The organism is Sporosarcina koreensis, from assembly GCF_001531445.1.
GTDB classification, from domain to species: Bacteria; Bacillota; Bacilli; order Bacillales_A; family Planococcaceae; genus Sporosarcina; species Sporosarcina koreensis_C.
This window is the reverse complement of record NZ_LQYA01000047.1, coordinates 121,286-139,462: the sequence shown is the minus strand read 5'-3', so window position 1 is coordinate 139,462 and position 18,177 is coordinate 121,286. Positions and strand designations below refer to the sequence as shown.

The window sequence follows — 18,177 nt, the reverse complement described above, 5'->3', positions numbered from 1 at the left end:
ACACGCGACACCTCGCTTTGGATGCGCGACACCTCGCTTTGGACGCGCAACACCTTGCTTTGGACGCGCGACACCTCGCTTTGGACGCGCAACACCTCGCTTTGGACGCGCAACACCTTGCTTTGGGCGCGCGACTCCTTGCTTTGGACGCGCGACTCCTTGCTTTGGACGATCGACACCTTGCTTTGGATGCGGAACGACGGGCTTTGGGTGCGCCCATAATCCCCATGACGCGATTCCCAAATAAAAAACTGACGACCCTCAATGGGGACGTCAGCAAAGATATTAGTCGACAATCAGATCGGGATCGTTCTTGTTTACGATGCCGAACTCGAAGTAATTGGATCTTTCCGAGAGCAATAGATACTTCAAGCCATCATGCTCAACATCCTTTTCTAGATAATTGCCCTCCTCATTCGGTTTTTCCAAGCCAAGTCCGTCCATAATCTTTTTTGCATCGTTTTCAGCAACGTTGCCGACTGATTTGATGATGATATCGACAATGTCGAAAGCGGTTTGACGGGGTTCGAATCCTTCGACTTCCAGTAGGATCGCTTTCATTTCGTCCTTGTCCCCTGTCGATAAACCGTTGATTCTAAGATCGTCGTGCAATTCAATGGTCGCCGTTTGCGTGCCGTCTCCCTGATCGAGCCATTGATACTTCTCAATTTTGTAGTCCAAACCTTGCGTTGCGGCATGTTCATTGAATTTGTCCTTGAATTCGTCCATCGTCAAGCCGATTGTTTGGTCGTTTTGCAGTTCATTCCCCGCTTCCGCGTCGTCACCTGCTTCATCCCCTTCAGCATTCGAGTCAGTACCTTCCGTCCCACCGGTCGTCTCGGTGTTATCGCCTGCAGTTGCGTCGGTTGAATTGTCGTCCTTGTCATTTCCACATGCAGCGAGACCCAAAACGAGCACAAGCGCAAAGATGATTAGTTGCAATCTTTTCTCCACGTTTCCATCTCTCCTCTTCTATCAAATCCATATTCTATGTATCTTCACTCTGTTCTTCTATAGCCTTCATGAATTGCGTCCAAACATACGAAAAAGGACTGCCCAATAGCAGCCCCTTTCGTTTATTCCAATTCCAATTGTTTTGTTTCCGTCCCGAGCAACAGAACTGCGAGGACTCCGGTAATAATAGCTCCGCAGAAGATGCCGAAGATTAATCCGAAACCGTGACCTGCAGTTAATAACGAGCCGACGAGCAGCGGACCGAAAATGCCGCCGATTCTGCCGACTGCCGCCGCCATGCCCGAGCCGGTCGCCCGGACGGAAGTCGGATATTGTTCCGGGGAATAGGCATACAACGCTCCCCATGCGCCTAAGTTGAAGAAGGAAAGGAATGCGCCTGATATGAGAAGCATCGTAAGCCCTTCCGCATTTCCAAATAAAAGCGCGCTGACAGCCGTTCCAATCAAATACGTCGACAATACAAATTTCCGACCTGCCCTCTCAATGAGCCAGGCAGCCGTGAAGTAGCCCGGCAATTGCGCGAGTGTCATGATAAGGACGTATTTGAAGCTGTGAATCATGTCGAACCCTTTCATAACCATCACGCTCGGCAGCCAGAGGAACATGCCGTAATAGGAAAATACAACGGTGAACCAGACGATCCACAACATTGTCGTCCTACGCGCATATCGCTTGGACCAAATAAGCGTCATCTTGGCACCGAATGATTGCTTCGGCTTCCCATCATTAACAAATTTCGGGGAGTCCGGTAAATTCCGTCGCAAATAGATCGCGTAAAATGCAGGAAGGGCTGTCAGAATCAGAGCAATCCTCCAACCGTATTCCGGAATGATAAAGTACGCAAGCAATGCCGCGATAAGCCAGCCTGCCGCCCAGAAACTTTCCAATAAGACGACGACGCGGCCTCGTTCTTTTGCGGATACACTTTCCGATACGAGCGTAGACGCGACCGGGAGCTCACCCCCGAGACCTGCACCTACGAAGAAGCGTAAAATGAGAAATACAGTCAAAGTTGTCGTGAGTGCTGATAATCCGCTCGCCAATGAAAAGAGTACAAGCGTCATCATGAAGACATTTTTCCTTCCAATCCGGTCCGCAAGCAGCCCAAAACCGAATGCCCCGATTGCCATCCCAATCGAGTTCATGCTCCCGATCCAACCCATTTCGGTTGTGGACAAATGCCATTCAACCGAAATGGCTGCGATGACGAATGAAAGAATGCCGACATCCATCGCGTCGAACATCCAGCCTGTCCCAGAAATCACAAGTAATTTATTGCGGGAGATCCCGCCTGTTTTATTGTTCACAAGTAGTCTGCCCTTCGTTGTATAGTTTGTGTGTCTTGACACTTGTCATTATACCTCTAGACAACTACTATTCACAAGATGTTTTTTAATCAATCCTGAAGTGCCCATCGATCACGCGCGCATGGACACCTAATTTATCCACATCAATATGATAGACCTTGTCACCTATCCAAATCTCCGTTCCGCAGCGGGCGAGGCCAATCGTAATCGTCCCGTCACTATCCGTTTTGACAACTGTTTTCACGCCTTTCGTGGAACCCGTCTCCTTGATGGACACTTTTTCACCTGCAAAAACGACGCCGCCACGGCAACAACCTTCGACAGATACCTGTTTCTTTGCGTTTACAGTGCAATTGTATAGTCCTGAATCCGTCACTTCAATCGTACCGTTGCACGACAGCGCGCTATTGATGGCATATGGAAGCTGCAGCATCGAACCACCGCATCCCGATGCTGAATAGTGCTCGACAAGTGCATGCGCCTCCTTCAGAAAGTCCGAAAAATCTCCCGCGTTCCGGACGACTGTCAACGATGTGTCCGTAAAGATGTTGTACAGTTTATCGATAACCGGCTTCCATTCAGGTGATAATTGGGCGGAATGATTAGTCGCTTTTTGGATGAATTCATGTTTGTCTTGCTGGAAATCCAAGTATCTCTCTTTAAGGATGACCCTTACAAGATCTTTCAATTCACTGGCATCGACTTCTTCAGGCTGAACGCCGCGTATTTGGATGATTTGAAGGATCGTATCCTTAATCCTCTCCAAATAGGATAGAAGTCCATCTAACTGTTCCGCAAGCACTTCTTCCAACACTTCATGCATTCCGACCGTCACGGTAGATGAAAAGACGTTCCCTTCAATCATAGTGGATGCACCTGCTTCGACGGTTGCTTTCCGGACAGCACCGCCGATGTACACCTTCCCTGTCGCTCCGACAAACATGGAATTCTCTACATCTTTTCCAATACGGACATCACCATTGAATCGAATATTGCCACTGCTTAAATCGACATCCCCGTCAAAACTAAATTCATTCGTCACTTCAATTTTGACGAATGTTCCATGCTTCTCAAAAAGCAGCCTTCCGGGCGCGCATGCATATATGTCATTCCCACGTATCTCCAGTTGGCGGCCAAGCCTCAAGTTCAGATCACAGACTTCCTTCGTCGGAACAGGGCGTCCGAATAGATCCATGCCTGCCACCCCTGGAACAGCCGGCAAATAGGTGGCGACAAGTTCATTTTCCCCGACCGTTTCTATTGGGTTCATTTCCCTGAAATCGACTTTTCCACTCTCGGCATAGAAACGTTCCTCGCTTCGTCTTGGCAAATACAGATCACCATCAAACCCTTCAACAGGCAGATGCCCTTTCGCAACAATCGCTTCGTAAGTTGATAACGTCTGAGTAGCTTCCAATATAACAATGTGGTTGATTCTTTCCGTAATGCCCATTCGCTCAAGTTCTTGCATAATGTCTTCATAGACCAAATGATTATAGGGCACAATCTGTTCCTCAGCTTCCGTGTCGTCCAACTGCCGTCTGATCCGTTTGCCTGGCATCACGGTCAGTATCGCGATGATATTTTGTTCAATCAGACGGATGCTAAATTGCGCCGGAATGATTTTGTCATTTACAGACGTCCCCATACTCTCACCTCAGGTAACTGTTTTAGTTTATGATAGCAAAAAAAGGCCCGTTCACCTAATTAGTGAACAGACCTTTCGTAATCAGTTACGCCTTGGCGTAATTGTTATAATGCTGTTTCAACCTCTTCGATCATTTCTTTCATAGACATTAGTCCGCCACCCGATAGGTACCAGTACTCCCCATTCAAGTAGATGATCTTATTGTTTTTATAAGCATCCGTCTTTTTCACAAGATCGTTTTCTACAGAGTCTTTCGCGCTTGCACCGTTGCCGATTGCGGCATCACGATCGATGACAAATAGGACACCAGGGTTTTTCTCAACGATGTATTCAAACGTGATGCTTTGTCCGTGCGTGGAAACTTCGATCTTTTCATCAGCCGGTTTATAGCCCATTACGTCGTGGATCAAACCGAAACGGGAATTCGGACCATACGCGCTCACTTTTCCTTCATTTGCAAGAACGACAAGTGCCTTTTCATCTGCAGATGATGCTTTTTCATGAATCGCAGCAATTCTTTCATCAATATCTGCAAGCTCAGCTTTCACTTCATCTTCTTTGCCAAAGATTTGTCCAATCAATTCTGCATTATGTTTGAAAGAGTCGATATAATGAGCTGTATCGATACCAACGTAAATCGTTGGAGCAATTTCAGTTAGTTGGTCATAAAGATCGGATTGACGACCTGAAATAATGATAAGATCAGGCTTCAATGCATGAATCGCTTCAAAATCAGGCTCTTTCAAGCTTCCGAGGTTTGCATATTTATCATCGTCATATTTCGAAAGGTATCCCGGAACGTTCGCTCTTGGCAATCCTGCCACTTCGACTCCAAGCTCATCCAATGTATCAAGTGTACCAAAATCGAATACAACTACTTTTTCAGGGTTTTTCGGTACTTCAACAGGCTTGTCGCTTAGTTCATGTTCAACGGAGATTGTTTCAGTTGCATCGCTTTTATCTGTAGTGGAGCCGGAAGTTTTGCCACCATCAGTATCCTTCGCGCCGCAAGCAGCAAGTACAATCATAAGAGCCGCCAGCAATAAAGTCATTGTAAGCTTCTTCATTATTACCATCCTTTTCTAGTTAAGAATTAAAGTAAACGCAGATATTACAGTTATTCATCCTTTTAATCGGGATATCCATATCATAAATTTCCTTCAATGCATCCGAATTGATGATTTCCTCTGTCAGACCATCTTTGACGACTCGACCATCTTTCAACGCGACGATTCGATCCGAATAGACAGACGCGAAATTGATATCGTGAAGTACGATAACGACAGTCTTTCCAAGATCATCTACCAATCTGCGCAGAATCTTCATAATTTGAACCGAATGTTTCATATCCAAGTTATTCAACGGTTCATCCAACAGAATATAATCGGTATCCTGAGCGATGACCATCGCTATGAATGCCCGCTGGCGCTGGCCGCCCGACAGTTCATCCATATAATCATGCTGCATATCCATCAATCCCATATACTCCATCGCCTGCTCGACGATCCGCAGATCTTCCGAGTTGAGCTTTCCTCTGGAGTAAGGGAAGCGCCCGAACGAAACCAATTCACGGATCGTCAGACGTACGTTCATGAAGTTGGACTGTTTCAAAATGGAGACGCGCTTTGAGAATTCATTGGATTTCATTTTATGCACATGGTTTTCATCGACAAGCACTTCGCCTGTATCTGCATCAATCAGTCGACTCACCATTGAAAGCAGTGTCGATTTCCCCGCCCCGTTCGGACCGATGAATGAAGTGATCTTTCCGCGATGGATATTGACATTCACCTTTTCAACGACCGCTTTTTTTCCATAAAACTTAGACAATTCCCGGACTTGGATCATGTGGATCGACTCTCCTTTAATAGTAAGTATATGAAATACACACCGCCGACAAAGTTGATGATGACACTGAGCGTCGTCGAGAACGTAAAGATCCGCTCCACGACCCATTGCCCTCCGACGAGTGCGATGATGCTCATGACAGAAGCGCCCGCAATAAGAACCGAGTGCTTATACGTTTTGAAAAATTGATAGGACAAGTTAGCAACAATGAGGCCGAAGAATGTGATCGGCCCGACAAGTGCCGTAGATACGGAAATTAACACCGCGGATATGACCAGCATCATTTTGACGACCCGATCATAGGAAACACCAAGGTTGATTGCCGTATCTCTACCAAGCGACAGCACATCTAAATCATTGAATGCTCTCCAACCGATGATGAACGTGAGAATGACAATTCCAAGTGCCCACCAAACCAATTCCCCACTCACGTTATTGAAGCTTGCGAACATTTTATCCTGCACCCGCATAAATTCATTCGGGTCAATCAGCACTTGCAGAAATGTCGAGATGCTTCCGAAGAACGTGCCGACGATGATTCCGACAAGTAATAGAAAGTAAATCGGCTGACCGCCCCTCTTGAAGAGGAATCGGTACAAAATAAGCGCGAAAACGACCATGGTTGAAACGGATAAAATGAAATTCACATGCTTGTTGACGATTGTAATATGGTTGGAACCTAGGAAGAAAATGACGACCGTTTGAAGCAATAAATACAAGGAATCCAATCCCATTATACTCGGCGTCAAGATACGGTTATGCGTAATCGTCTGGAATATGACTGTCGAATACGCAATCGCCACTCCCGTCAACGCCATCGCTATCACTTTAATGCCACGGCGAGGAAGTGCATAGTCAAAACTGCCATTCAAATCGTGGAATAAATACACGGCACAGAAAACAGCTGCAAACACTGACAAAATGATTAATTTAGTAGAATTACGCATATGCCTTCCTCCTAAACAACAAGTAGAGGAATATACCGCTTCCGATGACTCCGACCATCAGACTGATGGAAATCTCATAAGGATAGATGAGAATCCTGCCTAATATGTCACAGACCAGAAGGAAAATTGCGCCTAGCAAAGCGGTGTGCGGCAATGTTTTTTTCAAATGATCTCCATGAAAGATCGATACGATATTCGGGATGATCAATCCAAGGAACGGAATCATCCCAACCGTCAAAATGACAGTCGTCGTAACAAGAGCCACCAAGATGAGGCCGATATTAACAATCCGCTTATACGCAAGACCCAAGTTTTTCGAAAAATCCTCACCCATCCCCGCCACCGTGAACCGGTTCGCGTACAAATAAGTGATGATTAGTACAGGGATGCTTATGTATAGGAGCTCATATCGTCCTTTCATAATCATCGAAAAGTCGCCTTGCAGCCAAGCGGACATGTTTTGGATTACGTTCGACTTGTATGCGAAGAATGTCGTAATCGATGATAGGATGTTTCCGAACATAAGCCCGACAAGCGGTATGAAAATCGCATCCTTGAACTTGATCCGATCGAGGATCTGCATGAACAACAACGTCCCTGCAAGCGCGAAAGCAAACGCGACAACCATCTTCTCGATCGTCGATGCATTAGTGAACAATAACATCGACACTAAAATACCTAACCGGGTGGCATCCAACGTTCCTGCAGTTGTAGGCGAAACGAATTTGTTTCGGCTTAGCTGCTGCATGATCAGGCCGGCAATACTCATCCCTGCCCCGGCGAGTAAAATCGCCACAAGTCTCGGCACACGGCTGATCAGAAAAATCTCCGTCTCCTCAGATCCGAAATCAAGGAGATCCATCGGTTTAATTGAGCTTACTCCGACGAATAATGAGAGAAATGAGAGTAGTAGTAGTGCAATAAACAAATAACGTTTCTTCATGAAGAAAGAACTCCGATATCGAATATTTGCTCTAACTGAGAATCTTATTAGTGAAAACGATTATCAATTAGCTGCAAATCCAATTATAGCAGTTATGGATTCAGTGTCAACTTATAATTGAAAATGATTATCAGTTAAGAGGTTGGTAGTTGATAATTTATTCACAAAATGTTGATAGTATGCGGTTTATACAATTGTGGCAGGAATCTTACGCTTTTGGCGCATGAAAAAAGCGGCCATGAACAGCTCCTTTCCGCTGTCCATGACCACTTTCATATGATTATTCTTGAGTTTGATTCATCAATTCTTCCAAATCAACCGCTTCGTCAATCACTTCTTGTGGAACGACGATTTCATCGATCTCGTTGATTTTCGTAATAACAGATTTCATCTTTTGAACGATGTGCATTTCTTCCTCTTCGATCTTCATCGTCATATCCATGTCTAAATCGAATGCATTCGTATAGAACGTTTCCTTGTCGATGTACATTACAACTTCAAGGTTTTTCACGTCCATATTATTCAACAATTCAGCATCTTCCTCAGTCATGTCCATATCCTCCGGAAGCGCTGATCCCATCAATTCTTTCATTAAGCCGCTGAACTTATCGCCTGAAGCAGACAGCGTCAAGATGTACTCATCATCTGTTTGTTCGAATTTGAAATCATCCTTGAACTCATTGAACATTTTCATATCCAATGTTGGATCTGTTTCGCCGCCCATTTGTGCCATCATTTCATCGTACATGTCCTTAGGCATCTTAATCCATTGACCGGATTCAGGATCGTTCATGAAGAAACCTGAGTCGTTCATGTACAGCTCCATATCCATAGCGCCAAGATCGCCCATGTCCATCTTCATGTTTTGGTGCATTGCCAATGGCTCGACGATTACGTCCATGTCCATCTTGATTTTTGAATCCATTTCAACTTCTTGACTTGGCATGGATATTTTTTGGTCGATATCCATGACTGCATGCATGCTCTTTTGTTCCTCAGAAACTTCCATCGCTTTACTATATACTTCCTGCGCCGTCATCTCACTCTTGTTTTCAAGCTCGACTTTTTCACCGGTTTCCGCATCCTTTTTTGGCTCTGCAGCAGATCCGCAAGCAGCCAATCCAAGTGCTAACACACCGACACCAAGACCCTTAAACCATTTTTTCATTCGATTCGCTTCCCTTCTTTATTCCTCTTTATGTCACATCTAATCATACGGTATAAAAGGAAAAGGGTTCCACCATTTTTCATAATTCCTTAAATTTGAACCTTTCCTACCAGTAAATCTCCATACGCCTTTTCTCACCCATCCAATTATTTCGACTTCTGAAATTTTTCATACCACTTTTAAATGAATTCCGCTATAATAGCTTGGACTACAGAAAGGAGGTCATAATTATGTTAAAAAAATTCTTTTCCTATTACAAGCCGCATAAACGGCTTTTCATCATCGACTTTTCAAGCGCCGTATTTGTCGCTTTGCTCGAACTCGCATTTCCGATGGCTGTCCAATGGTTCATTGACATTCTATTGCCATCCGGGGATTGGGGAAAAATCGTCACGACGAGCATTTTATTGCTGCTAGTTTACTTGTTTAGCACCTTCCTCCAATACATCGTCAGTTATTTGGGGCATAAGCTTGGCATCAATATTGAGACGGATATGAGGCAGCAACTGTTCAATCATGTTCACCGCCAATCTTTCCGTTTCTTCGACAATACGAAGACCGGACATGTGATGAGTCGGATTACGAATGATTTATTCGACATTGGAGAGCTCGCTCACCACGGACCTGAGGATGCTTTCATTGCGGTCATGACAATTATTGGTGCTTTCATTCTTATGTTAGGGATTAATCCTGAATTAGCTATCATCGCAATTTGTATGGTGCCTCTCCTCGTCGTTCTTGTGACATTTTGTAATATTAAAATGAATAAAGCATGGCAGAATATGTACGGGAAAATCGCAGATGTCAATGCGCGCGTTGAAGATTCGGTGTCTGGTGCGCGGGTTGTCAAATCGTTCACGAACGAAGACTTCGAAATTGCACGATTCAAAAAAGACAATGGCAGCTTCAGACTCGCTAAGCTTGTCGCCTATAACGTTATGGCGTGGACGCATTCGAGCATGTACATGATGACAAGGCTCGTGACATTGGTCGTCCTCGTTGTCGGAGCGTATTTCACAATCAAAGAAAAATTGTCAATAGGGGATCTAGTTGCATTCATCCTTTTCGTCAATATTCTTATTAAGCCTGTCGATAAGATCAGCGCATTGCTGGAACTGTATCCGAAAGGGATGGCAGGCTTCCGACGATTTCTTGATTTGATTGAACAGGAGCCGGAAATTAAAGATCGACCGGGTGCGAAGGATGTCAGCCATTTGCATGGGGATATTTATTTCGATGATGTCCATTTCCAATACGATGATAATAAATACGTATTGAAAGGCATTGATTTATCAATCAAAGCCGGAGAGACGATTGCATTTGTCGGTCCTTCCGGTGCCGGGAAGACGACAATCTGTTCACTGATTCCGCGCTTTTACGACGTCGCTTCCGGAGCGATTTCGATTGACGGCATCGACATCCGCAACATGACGCAGCAGTCGTTGCGTTCACAAATCGGAATCGTGCAGCAAGATGTCTTTTTATTCACAGGGACGATCAAGGAAAACATCGCGTACGGAGATTTGGATGCAACGGATGAAGAAGTGATAGCAGCCGCTCAAAAGGCGAATTTGGAAGACTTCATCGCTTCACTTCCTGACGGCTACGAGACGCAAATCGGCGAACGCGGCTTAAAATTATCCGGCGGCCAGAAGCAGCGGCTTGCGATTGCGAGGATGTTCTTGAAAAATCCTCCGATCCTCATCTTGGATGAAGCGACGTCCGCTTTGGATACCGAAACGGAGCGCATTATTCAACAATCATTAAATGAGCTGGCTGAAAATCGGACAACTCTTGTCATTGCCCACCGATTGGCTACAATCCGCGACGCAGACAGAGTAGTCGTCGTGACAGAAGACGGCATTGCGGAAGATGGAAAATACGATGAGCTAGTAAGAAAAGGCGGCATTTTTGCCCGTCTGCATAATATTCAATTCCAAGAGGTTTAACATTTCGAGATGCGGGGGATACTAGTACCATCCCACCCCCTTTCTCTTTATAGATAAAAAACCGTACCGGCGACTTTCGAGTCACACGGTACGGTTTTTTCGTTTGGTGCATTTAATGGCTAACTATGAATTCCTCAAATTTCACTCTCTCCGAACCATCCATTTCAACAGTCATCAATGTGCCCTCTTCTTCGTATTCCGTCTTCTTCACATTCGCCTTGTCATTCAAGTAGGAAACGACATCTCCACGTTCGAACGGAACGAGCAGCTTGCAAGTGATGTATTGTTCAAAGACCTTTTTCTTGATCAAATCAAGCAGTTCATCCAAGCCTTCCGCTTGCTTAGCCGAAATCCAGACGCTATCCGAAGTCTCTCGTGGATAGGGGACGCCTGCGAGGTCTGCCTTATTGTATACATTAATGGTCGTAATATTTTCAACACCAACATCATGCAGCGTCTCATTCGTCACTTCCATCATATAGCGGTATTCCGGATTCGAAACATCCACGACATGCAAAAGAAGATCGGCACCACGCGCCTCTTCCAACGTAGAACGGAACGCCTTGATCAAGTGATGGGGCAGCTTTGAAACGAAGCCGACCGTATCTGTCAATAGAAATTCCTTATTGTCGGCAAACTTCAAATGACGCACCGAAGTATCAAGCGTCGCAAAAAGCATATTTTCTTCATACACTTGCTTCGTATTTTCCTCGTCCATTTCCCGCAGCATTCCATTCATCAATGTCGATTTGCCTGCATTCGTATAGCCGACAATCGATACGACAGGGATGCCGCTTTTCTTCCGTTGCTTCCGCTGTGTGTCGCGTCGGTCGCGAACATGCTCGAGATCCTTCCGAAGCTTCGAAATCTGATCTTCGATTTTCCGGCGATCGAGCTCAAGCTTCGTCTCCCCTGCCCCCTTGTTCTGGAAGCCTCCGCCCGTTCCGCCCCCCTGCCTGCTCAATGATGCGCGCAATCCGACGAGCCGCGGAAGCGTGTACTGTAGCTGTGCCAACTCCACCTGCATCCTCGCCTCATGCGTCCGTGCGCGTCTCGCGAAAATATCAAGGATGAGCATTGTTCGGTCAATGACTTTCACTTCCAGCTCCTGTTCCAAGTTGCGGATCTGTGAAGGCGAAAGCTCATCATTGAAAATGATCAGATTTGCTTCCGTCTCCTCGTAAAACCGCTTAATTTCTGCAATCTTCCCTTTTCCCACATACGTGGTCGGATGCCTGCGCTCCAAATTTTGTGTCACTGTGCCTACGACTTGCACATCGATGGCTTCCGCTAAATTCTTCAACTCTTCCATTTCATATTCAAAATGCTCATCATTCTGTTCATGTACGCCGACAAGAACCGCATATTCGACTAAAATCTCCATTAACAATCCCCTTCCTTCATTCAACACCTACTTCGGATCAGATACACGCACAACTCGCTCAATTCACGCATAAATACCAAAATCGACGCATAAACAGCTGTAAGCACGCATAAATCTTATAAACGGCGCATAAATCCGAATATCGGCGCATAAACTCCAAAAATCGTGCATAAATGGCAACTAGCGGATGATAACGTCCTGCAATCGATCCTTCCCGCTTTCTTGTTCGATAAACCGGAGACAAATTTCCCCAATCATAATATCATTCGAATCTCCGACCTTCTGTGAAAGGAGAACTGCCCATTCTCCTGTATCCCGCAATGGATCTTCCACTCCAAATACGCACTCCCGGATTACAAGCTCCTCATTCTCTGCGGTCAATGAACCTTCCGCACGCAACTGCTCGCGTCTCATCTCCTCAGGCGTTTCCCATTCGATGAAAAAAGGATACGGCAGCTCATTGGAAACGGGCTGGTCGACAAAAAGCATTTTCCATTTTCTAAGCTCTCCTCCTGCAGTCCGACGCTCTGCATCCAACACACCCGAAGTTGCGAACCCTTTGTTAGTAATATCCTCATTAAATTGCTCAATATCAGTAACAGATAAACATATTGTGCCCCATCCGTCCTTCTCCTTCAAATCATGGAGCAGCAATTGGGTCAACGGATGGTCCACTTGCCCCGCAAATTCAGGACGCTCTACGGATAGCCATTCCACATATGCATTTTTCACATACAACAATGCATTATGCGTCCCCCATTTTTCATGCTTGCCACCAGGGACAGCATGTTTCCCTTCCTTCTTTTGCATCTTAACGATTTCGTCAGGACTTTTTGATGTGAAATAGACTACATGATCCAGTTTCATCTGCTAGCTCCCCCTTTAAGAATAGATTACCATATCCAAAAAAAATACGACCTCCGCTACATATGCAGGAGGCCGTTTCCATTATCTTTCTTTTTTCAATAAAACCATTGCATCATAGAATTCCTTATCGATTTCCGCGTTCGGACGATATGTTATCAAGCTGACGAAATACGTAACGACAAGGCAAATAAGGAAGCCTGGGACGATTTCATAAAGACTATCTGATAGTACGTCGACAGTGCCCCAAATACCGACAGTGATTGCACCTGCCACCATTCCCCATAATGCGCCCGTTGCTGTAAGCTTGCGCCAATAAAGGGATAGCAAGATGATTGGACCGAATGCACCACCGAAGCCAGCCCAAGCAAATGAGACAAGTTTCAAGATGGAATCATTATTTGGCCAAGCTAGTGCCATTGCGACTAATGAAACGACGAGAACCGCCATCCTGCCGAGGAATACATATCGCTTATCTGTCGCATCCGACTTAATGATCGCCTTGTACAAGTCTTCAATAAGCGCCGATGAAGTGACGATCAATTGCGAAGAGATCGTACTCATAACAGCCGCAAGGACCGCTGCCAGCATGATCCCTGCTATGAATGGATGGAAAATGATCTGCCCCAATGCGATGAACACTGTTTCAGGATCGACCAATTCAGCGCCAGCATTTTGATGGTAATAAGCAACCCCAACGAGAGCAGTGGAGATAGCACCGAACAAGCTCAATGCCATCCAGCCAATTCCGATCCGTCGAGCGCTTTTCGTCTCCTTCACCGATTTGATTGCCATGAAACGGACGATGATATGGGGCTGCCCGAAATAGCCAAGTCCCCAAGCAATGGAAGAAATGACTCCAGCTACAGTAGCCCCCTTCACAAGGCTGAGCATGTCCGGATTCACTTCCCTGATGCTTGCCGCCGTTTCTGCAAACCCGCCTGTCAATGTCAAGCCGATAATCGGAACTAATAATAACGCGAAGAACATCGTGAGCCCTTGGACGAAATCAGTATAACTGACGGCTAAAAAACCCCCAAAAAGCGTATAAGCAATAACGACAGCTGAAACGATCAACATTCCAGAGTGATAAGTAAGACCGAATGAACTCATGAAAAACTTGCCGCCTGCAACCATACCTGAAGAAACGTAGAACGTGAAGAAAACAAGGATAATAATTCCTGAAGCAATCCGTAGAAGCCGTGACTTATCTTTCAACCGGCTTTCCAAATAACTCGGGATCGTAATCGAGTCGCTCGACACTTGCGTGTAAACGCGAAGTCTGGGCGCAACGAGAAGCCAGTTCAAATATGCACCAACTGTTAAACCAATGGCAATCCAGGCTTCCGTTAACCCAAATGCATATATGGCTCCCGGCAATCCCATCAGCAGCCAACCCGACATATCTGCGGCTCCCGCACTCAGTGCTGTAACTGCAGGTCCAAGCGAACGTCCACCAAGCATGTAATCGTTCAGATTTGTCGTTTTCCTGTATGCATACCAGCCGATGAAGAGCATCGCTAGCATATACACAACAATGGCAATCAATTGATAAAAATCGCTAGACATACTTTCCCTCCTACTTCTATTTCTTTTAATAATAGCATCTTTTCGAGAATTAAAAACGTCTTATAAAAAATAACTTCATTATTCCTATAATGGGTAAATAAGATAAGCTCCATTCCATTTCCACACATTTCCCGGGAAATGGACATCTTTCGACTCGAGGAGTTCGAATGTGACATAAAAATAGTATGTGGACTGTTTTTCGAAACGAACCGTTTGAATGACGTTTAAGTAGGCAGAAAGCGGGAAACGTCAACATAAGGAGGCGATTGTCGATGCCATGGACGAAAAACGATTATCCCGATTCTTTTAAGAACTTGGAACCTGATGTCAGAAACAAAGCCATCGAAATAGCGAATGCGTTGTTGCGCGAAGGGACCGAAGAAGGTCGCGCAATTTCCATTGCGACTGCAAAAGCAAGGGAATACGTACATGGAGATAATGCCGAGCGCACGAAATATGAAGCGACACCGCGCAAAGAAGACTGGATTCTCATGAAAGAAGGCGGCGAACGGGCAATCTTCAAAGAGAACACAAAAGATGAGCTGCTTGAAAAAGCCAAACCGTATGTAAATGAACATAACGGGATCCTAGAAGTCCACCACGCAGACGGATCACTCGAATCGACTTTATATGAATGAATGTATAACTCCCGTTAAGATGAGCTATCTTGCCGACTTCATACAATAACAGTTTAAAAATAAATAAACAGGCGAAGGGTGTTGCATTCCCTCGCCTGCTTATGATTGTTTATAATTGCCGACTTAAAGATTCATCAATCGACAATTCACGGAGTTTGAACTTCTGGATTTTCCCCGATGCCGTCATCGGATATTCATCGATGAATTTAATGTACTTTGGAATTTTGTGGTACGAAATATTACCTTGGCAAAATGCACGTACAGTCTCCTCGTCTATAGCAGCCCCCTTTTTCGGGATAATCCACGCCATCAACTCCTCGCCATACTTCGGATCAGGCACCCCGACAATTTGAACGTCCGATATTCCTGGATGCGTATACAGGAATTCTTCCACTTCACGTGGATAGATGTTTTCACCTCCGCGGATAATGACGTCTTTTATTCGTCCCGTAATGTCAATATAACCATCTTTGTCCATGACGGCGATATCCCCTGTACGGAGCCAGCCATCCTCATCAATCGCTTCGCGTGTCGCTTCCTCATTATTATAGTACCCCTTCATCACGTGATAGCCGCGTGTGCAAAGTTCACCAGGAGCACCGACAGGCAACTCTTCATCTGTCAACGGGTCGATGATTTTCACTTCGACAAATGGATGCGGTTTTCCTACTGTGGATACGCGTTTTTCGATCGGATCATCAGTTTGCGTCTGTGTAATGACCGGAGATGCTTCCGTCTGCCCATAGCAAATCGTAATTTCATCTGCCCCCATATCATGGATTACTTGTTTCATCACTTCGATCGGACAAGTGGAACCCGCCATGATGCCGGTGCGTAATGACGACGTATCGAAATTCTTGAAATCCGGATGGTTCAATTCGGAAATGAACATCGTCGGCACCCCATTAAGTGCCGTACATTTCTCCTCCTGCACCGCTTTCAAGACACGGAGAGGATCGAATTGCTCAAGGATGACCATCGTCGATCCATGCGTCACTGCCGCCAAGTTACTCAAGACTGCCCCGAAGCAATGGAAGAAAGGGACAGGAATGCATAGACGGTCTTTCTCCGTCAATTTCATGAAATCCCCAATGATCTTCCCGTTATTCACAATATTGTAGTGTGTCAACATGACACCCTTCGGAAAACCTGTCGTTCCAGACGTGTATTGAATGTTGATGACATCTTCAGGTGACAAGCTCTTCTCCCGCTCAGCCAATTCTTCGTCCGTAATGCCTTCAGCATGAGCAAGGAATTCCGACCATTTATATATTCCCGATTCCTCACGATCCGACATGAGTATGATTCGTTTCAATTCAGGAAGTTTTTCACTGGAAACGACACCGTCTTTGCTATCCAGCAATTCCGGACAAATGGAACGGATAATGTCGATATAGCTCGTTCCTTTGAATCCCTCATCCAATATAAGTGTTGTCGCATCCGACTGCTTCAGCAAATATTCGAGCTCGTTCGCTTGGTAATTCGTATTCACCGTAACGAGGACGGCCCCCATCTTTCCGGTGGCAAACTGACTCAGCAACCATTGCGGTTTGTTATCGGACCAAATGGCGACGTGCTCCCCGCGCTGGATTCCCATCCCGATGAATGCCTTCGCCAGCTCATCTGTCTCTCGATCAAACTCATCATATGTTCTTCTGACCCCATGCTCCGGATATACATAGGCCTCTTGCTCCGGCAACGCTTTCGCCCAATCCCTTACGACCTCGCCAACCGTTTTACTCAACAAAGACATCCATCTAACCCCTTTCTATAAATCTATATTTATTTACATATTATCACAAAATTCAGAAGGCGTGTTGGGTATTTTACATCAAAAAAATCGTCCCACCAATTAGGAGAAACGACATAACAACCTTATTTCACGGGGAATACACGTCCTCTTTCAACTTTGTAAACAACGTGATGGCGCGCGAATTTTGTCGGAGAATCCAGACCCAACCGCTGCCGGAATCCAAAACTAGCCTTCACGCATTGTCAAAATATAATTGGTTGCATGGAATTTCTTCTCCTCGACAACAAGTCCTCTTTGCAGATTGTAACGAGTAGTGTAACATAAACATATTCTCGCAATTCGAATAATGAAAAATTCTGGAGGGAACCATATGGTCATCGAATTATTGACTTCACACGCATCCGTACGAAAATACAAGGATATTCCCCTTTCAAAGGAAGATGTCCAGGAACTTGTCCATGCAGGCCAGCATGCAGCGAGCTCCCATTTCGTCCAAGCCTATTCCATCATCCATGTGACCGATCCGAAAATACGGGAACAGCTTGCCGAACTCGCGAATAATAAAAGGCAATTCCTAACTGCCGGCGCCGTCCTGATCTTCTGTGCAGATTACTGCCGATTAGCAAAAGCCGCCGCTTTGCACGGCAAGGAAATCGATTATTCACATGCAGAAAACATGCTTGTCGGTGCCATCGATGTAGCGCTCTTCGCTCAAAACGTCGCCATCGCAGCAGAATCAAAAGGATATGGCATCTGTTACATCGGAGGCATCCGCAACGCTCCTGCAGAAATCAGTGAGCTATTAGGACTGCCAGATGGTGTAGCACCGATGTTCGCCATGTCAATCGGAGTTCCGGACGAAGCGAACGAAGTGAAACCGAGATTGCCAGTTGAAGCGATTATCCATGAGAACAGCTATGACACAGCCAAATATGACGAGCTCCTGCCCGCTTACGATCAAACAATGCACGAGTATTACCTCAATCGCGGATCGAACCAGAAGGATACAGCATGGTCTGTGCAAATGGCCGACTTCCTTGCCGCACCAAGACGGGCATTTATGAAAGAATTCTTGGCGAAGCAAGGATTTACGTTTAAATAAAGTACTAAACGGGCTAATCACGCATAAACTGTTCCAAAAGCGCATAAATCCAATTATTCACGCATAAACCGTTCTATATGCG

The 18,177-nt window shown here is 45.5% G+C and carries 16 protein-coding genes; 4 read left to right on the top strand and 12 right to left on the bottom strand.

Translation table 11 applies throughout. The features are described 5' to 3' along the window. Positions 1-222 (top strand): hypothetical protein (locus tag AWV70_RS24395; protein WP_235588573.1); only part of this gene is annotated, 222 nt, incomplete at its 5' end. A 63-nt stretch (positions 223-285) separates the two neighbouring features. Here the strand turns inward: AWV70_RS24395 and AWV70_RS07600 are convergent. The 8 genes from AWV70_RS07600 to AWV70_RS07565 form a co-directional block, all read right to left on the bottom strand. Continuing rightward, a complete protein-coding gene (locus AWV70_RS07600) occupies positions 286-954 on the bottom strand; it encodes a hypothetical protein (RefSeq protein WP_060205766.1) in 669 nt (222 codons plus the stop codon). Between the two features lie 122 nt (positions 955-1,076). Next, positions 1,077-2,219, bottom strand: a complete 1,143-nt coding sequence (locus AWV70_RS07595; RefSeq protein ID WP_082713517.1) for an MFS transporter — start codon at positions 2,217-2,219, stop codon at positions 1,077-1,079. 148 nt (positions 2,220-2,367) lie between these two features. Then, positions 2,368-3,930, bottom strand: a complete 1,563-nt coding sequence (locus AWV70_RS07590) for a FapA family protein (protein WP_060205764.1) — start codon at positions 3,928-3,930, stop codon at positions 2,368-2,370. A gap of 104 nt (positions 3,931-4,034) precedes the next feature. Next, positions 4,035-4,997 carry a siderophore ABC transporter substrate-binding protein gene (locus tag AWV70_RS07585; protein ID WP_060205762.1) on the bottom strand — a complete coding sequence of 321 codons (963 nt, stop codon included), beginning with the start codon at positions 4,995-4,997 and terminating at the stop codon, positions 4,035-4,037. A gap of 19 nt (positions 4,998-5,016) precedes the next feature. Continuing rightward, positions 5,017-5,778 carry an ABC transporter ATP-binding protein gene (locus AWV70_RS07580; RefSeq protein ID WP_060205760.1) on the bottom strand — a complete coding sequence of 254 codons (762 nt, stop codon included), beginning with the start codon at positions 5,776-5,778 and terminating at the stop codon, positions 5,017-5,019. Then, positions 5,775-6,725 carry an iron chelate uptake ABC transporter family permease subunit gene (locus AWV70_RS07575; RefSeq protein ID WP_060205758.1) on the bottom strand — a complete coding sequence of 317 codons (951 nt, stop codon included), beginning with the start codon at positions 6,723-6,725 and terminating at the stop codon, positions 5,775-5,777. The genes AWV70_RS07580 and AWV70_RS07575 overlap by 4 nt, the downstream gene beginning before the upstream one ends. Continuing rightward, positions 6,718-7,668 carry an ABC transporter permease gene (locus AWV70_RS07570; RefSeq protein ID WP_060205757.1) on the bottom strand — a complete coding sequence of 317 codons (951 nt, stop codon included), beginning with the start codon at positions 7,666-7,668 and terminating at the stop codon, positions 6,718-6,720. The genes AWV70_RS07575 and AWV70_RS07570 overlap by 8 nt, the downstream gene beginning before the upstream one ends. Positions 7,669-7,948: 280 nt before the next feature. After that, a complete protein-coding gene (locus AWV70_RS07565; RefSeq protein WP_060205754.1) occupies positions 7,949-8,836 on the bottom strand; it encodes a DUF6612 family protein in 888 nt (295 codons plus the stop codon). Between the two features lie 230 nt (positions 8,837-9,066). Here AWV70_RS07565 and AWV70_RS07560 point away from each other — a divergent pair, with 230 nt between their 5' ends. Then, positions 9,067-10,785: an ABC transporter ATP-binding protein gene (locus tag AWV70_RS07560; protein ID WP_060205752.1), complete on the top strand. Its 1,719-nt coding sequence runs from the start codon at positions 9,067-9,069 to the stop codon at positions 10,783-10,785. A gap of 112 nt (positions 10,786-10,897) precedes the next feature. Here the strand turns inward: AWV70_RS07560 and hflX are convergent, their stop codons facing one another. The 3 genes from hflX to putP form a co-directional block, all read right to left on the bottom strand. Then, positions 10,898-12,169 carry a GTPase HflX gene (gene hflX, locus AWV70_RS07555; RefSeq protein ID WP_060205750.1) on the bottom strand — a complete coding sequence of 424 codons (1,272 nt, stop codon included), beginning with the start codon at positions 12,167-12,169 and terminating at the stop codon, positions 10,898-10,900. A gap of 180 nt (positions 12,170-12,349) precedes the next feature. Then, positions 12,350-13,036: a VOC family protein gene (locus tag AWV70_RS07550; protein ID WP_060205748.1), complete on the bottom strand. Its 687-nt coding sequence runs from the start codon at positions 13,034-13,036 to the stop codon at positions 12,350-12,352. Positions 13,037-13,117: 81 nt separating this feature from the next. After that, positions 13,118-14,602, bottom strand: coding sequence for a sodium/proline symporter PutP (putP, locus tag AWV70_RS07545; protein ID WP_060205746.1), 1,485 nt, complete (start codon positions 14,600-14,602; stop codon positions 13,118-13,120). Between the two features lie 272 nt (positions 14,603-14,874). Between putP and AWV70_RS07540 the strand changes: the two genes are divergently transcribed. Beyond that, a complete protein-coding gene (locus tag AWV70_RS07540; RefSeq protein WP_060205744.1) occupies positions 14,875-15,240 on the top strand; it encodes a hypothetical protein in 366 nt (121 codons plus the stop codon). Between the two features lie 109 nt (positions 15,241-15,349). On the opposite strand, the gene AWV70_RS07535 is transcribed toward AWV70_RS07540, so the two are convergent. Continuing rightward, positions 15,350-16,993, bottom strand: coding sequence for an AMP-binding protein (locus tag AWV70_RS07535; protein WP_060205742.1), 1,644 nt, complete (start codon positions 16,991-16,993; stop codon positions 15,350-15,352). A 370-nt stretch (positions 16,994-17,363) separates the two neighbouring features. On the opposite strand from AWV70_RS07535, the gene nfsA reads away from it, so the two are divergent. After that, complete coding sequence (gene nfsA / locus AWV70_RS07530; protein WP_060205740.1) at positions 17,364-18,095, top strand: oxygen-insensitive NADPH nitroreductase; 732 nt, start codon at positions 17,364-17,366, stop codon at positions 18,093-18,095. Positions 18,096-18,177 lie beyond the last annotated feature (82 nt).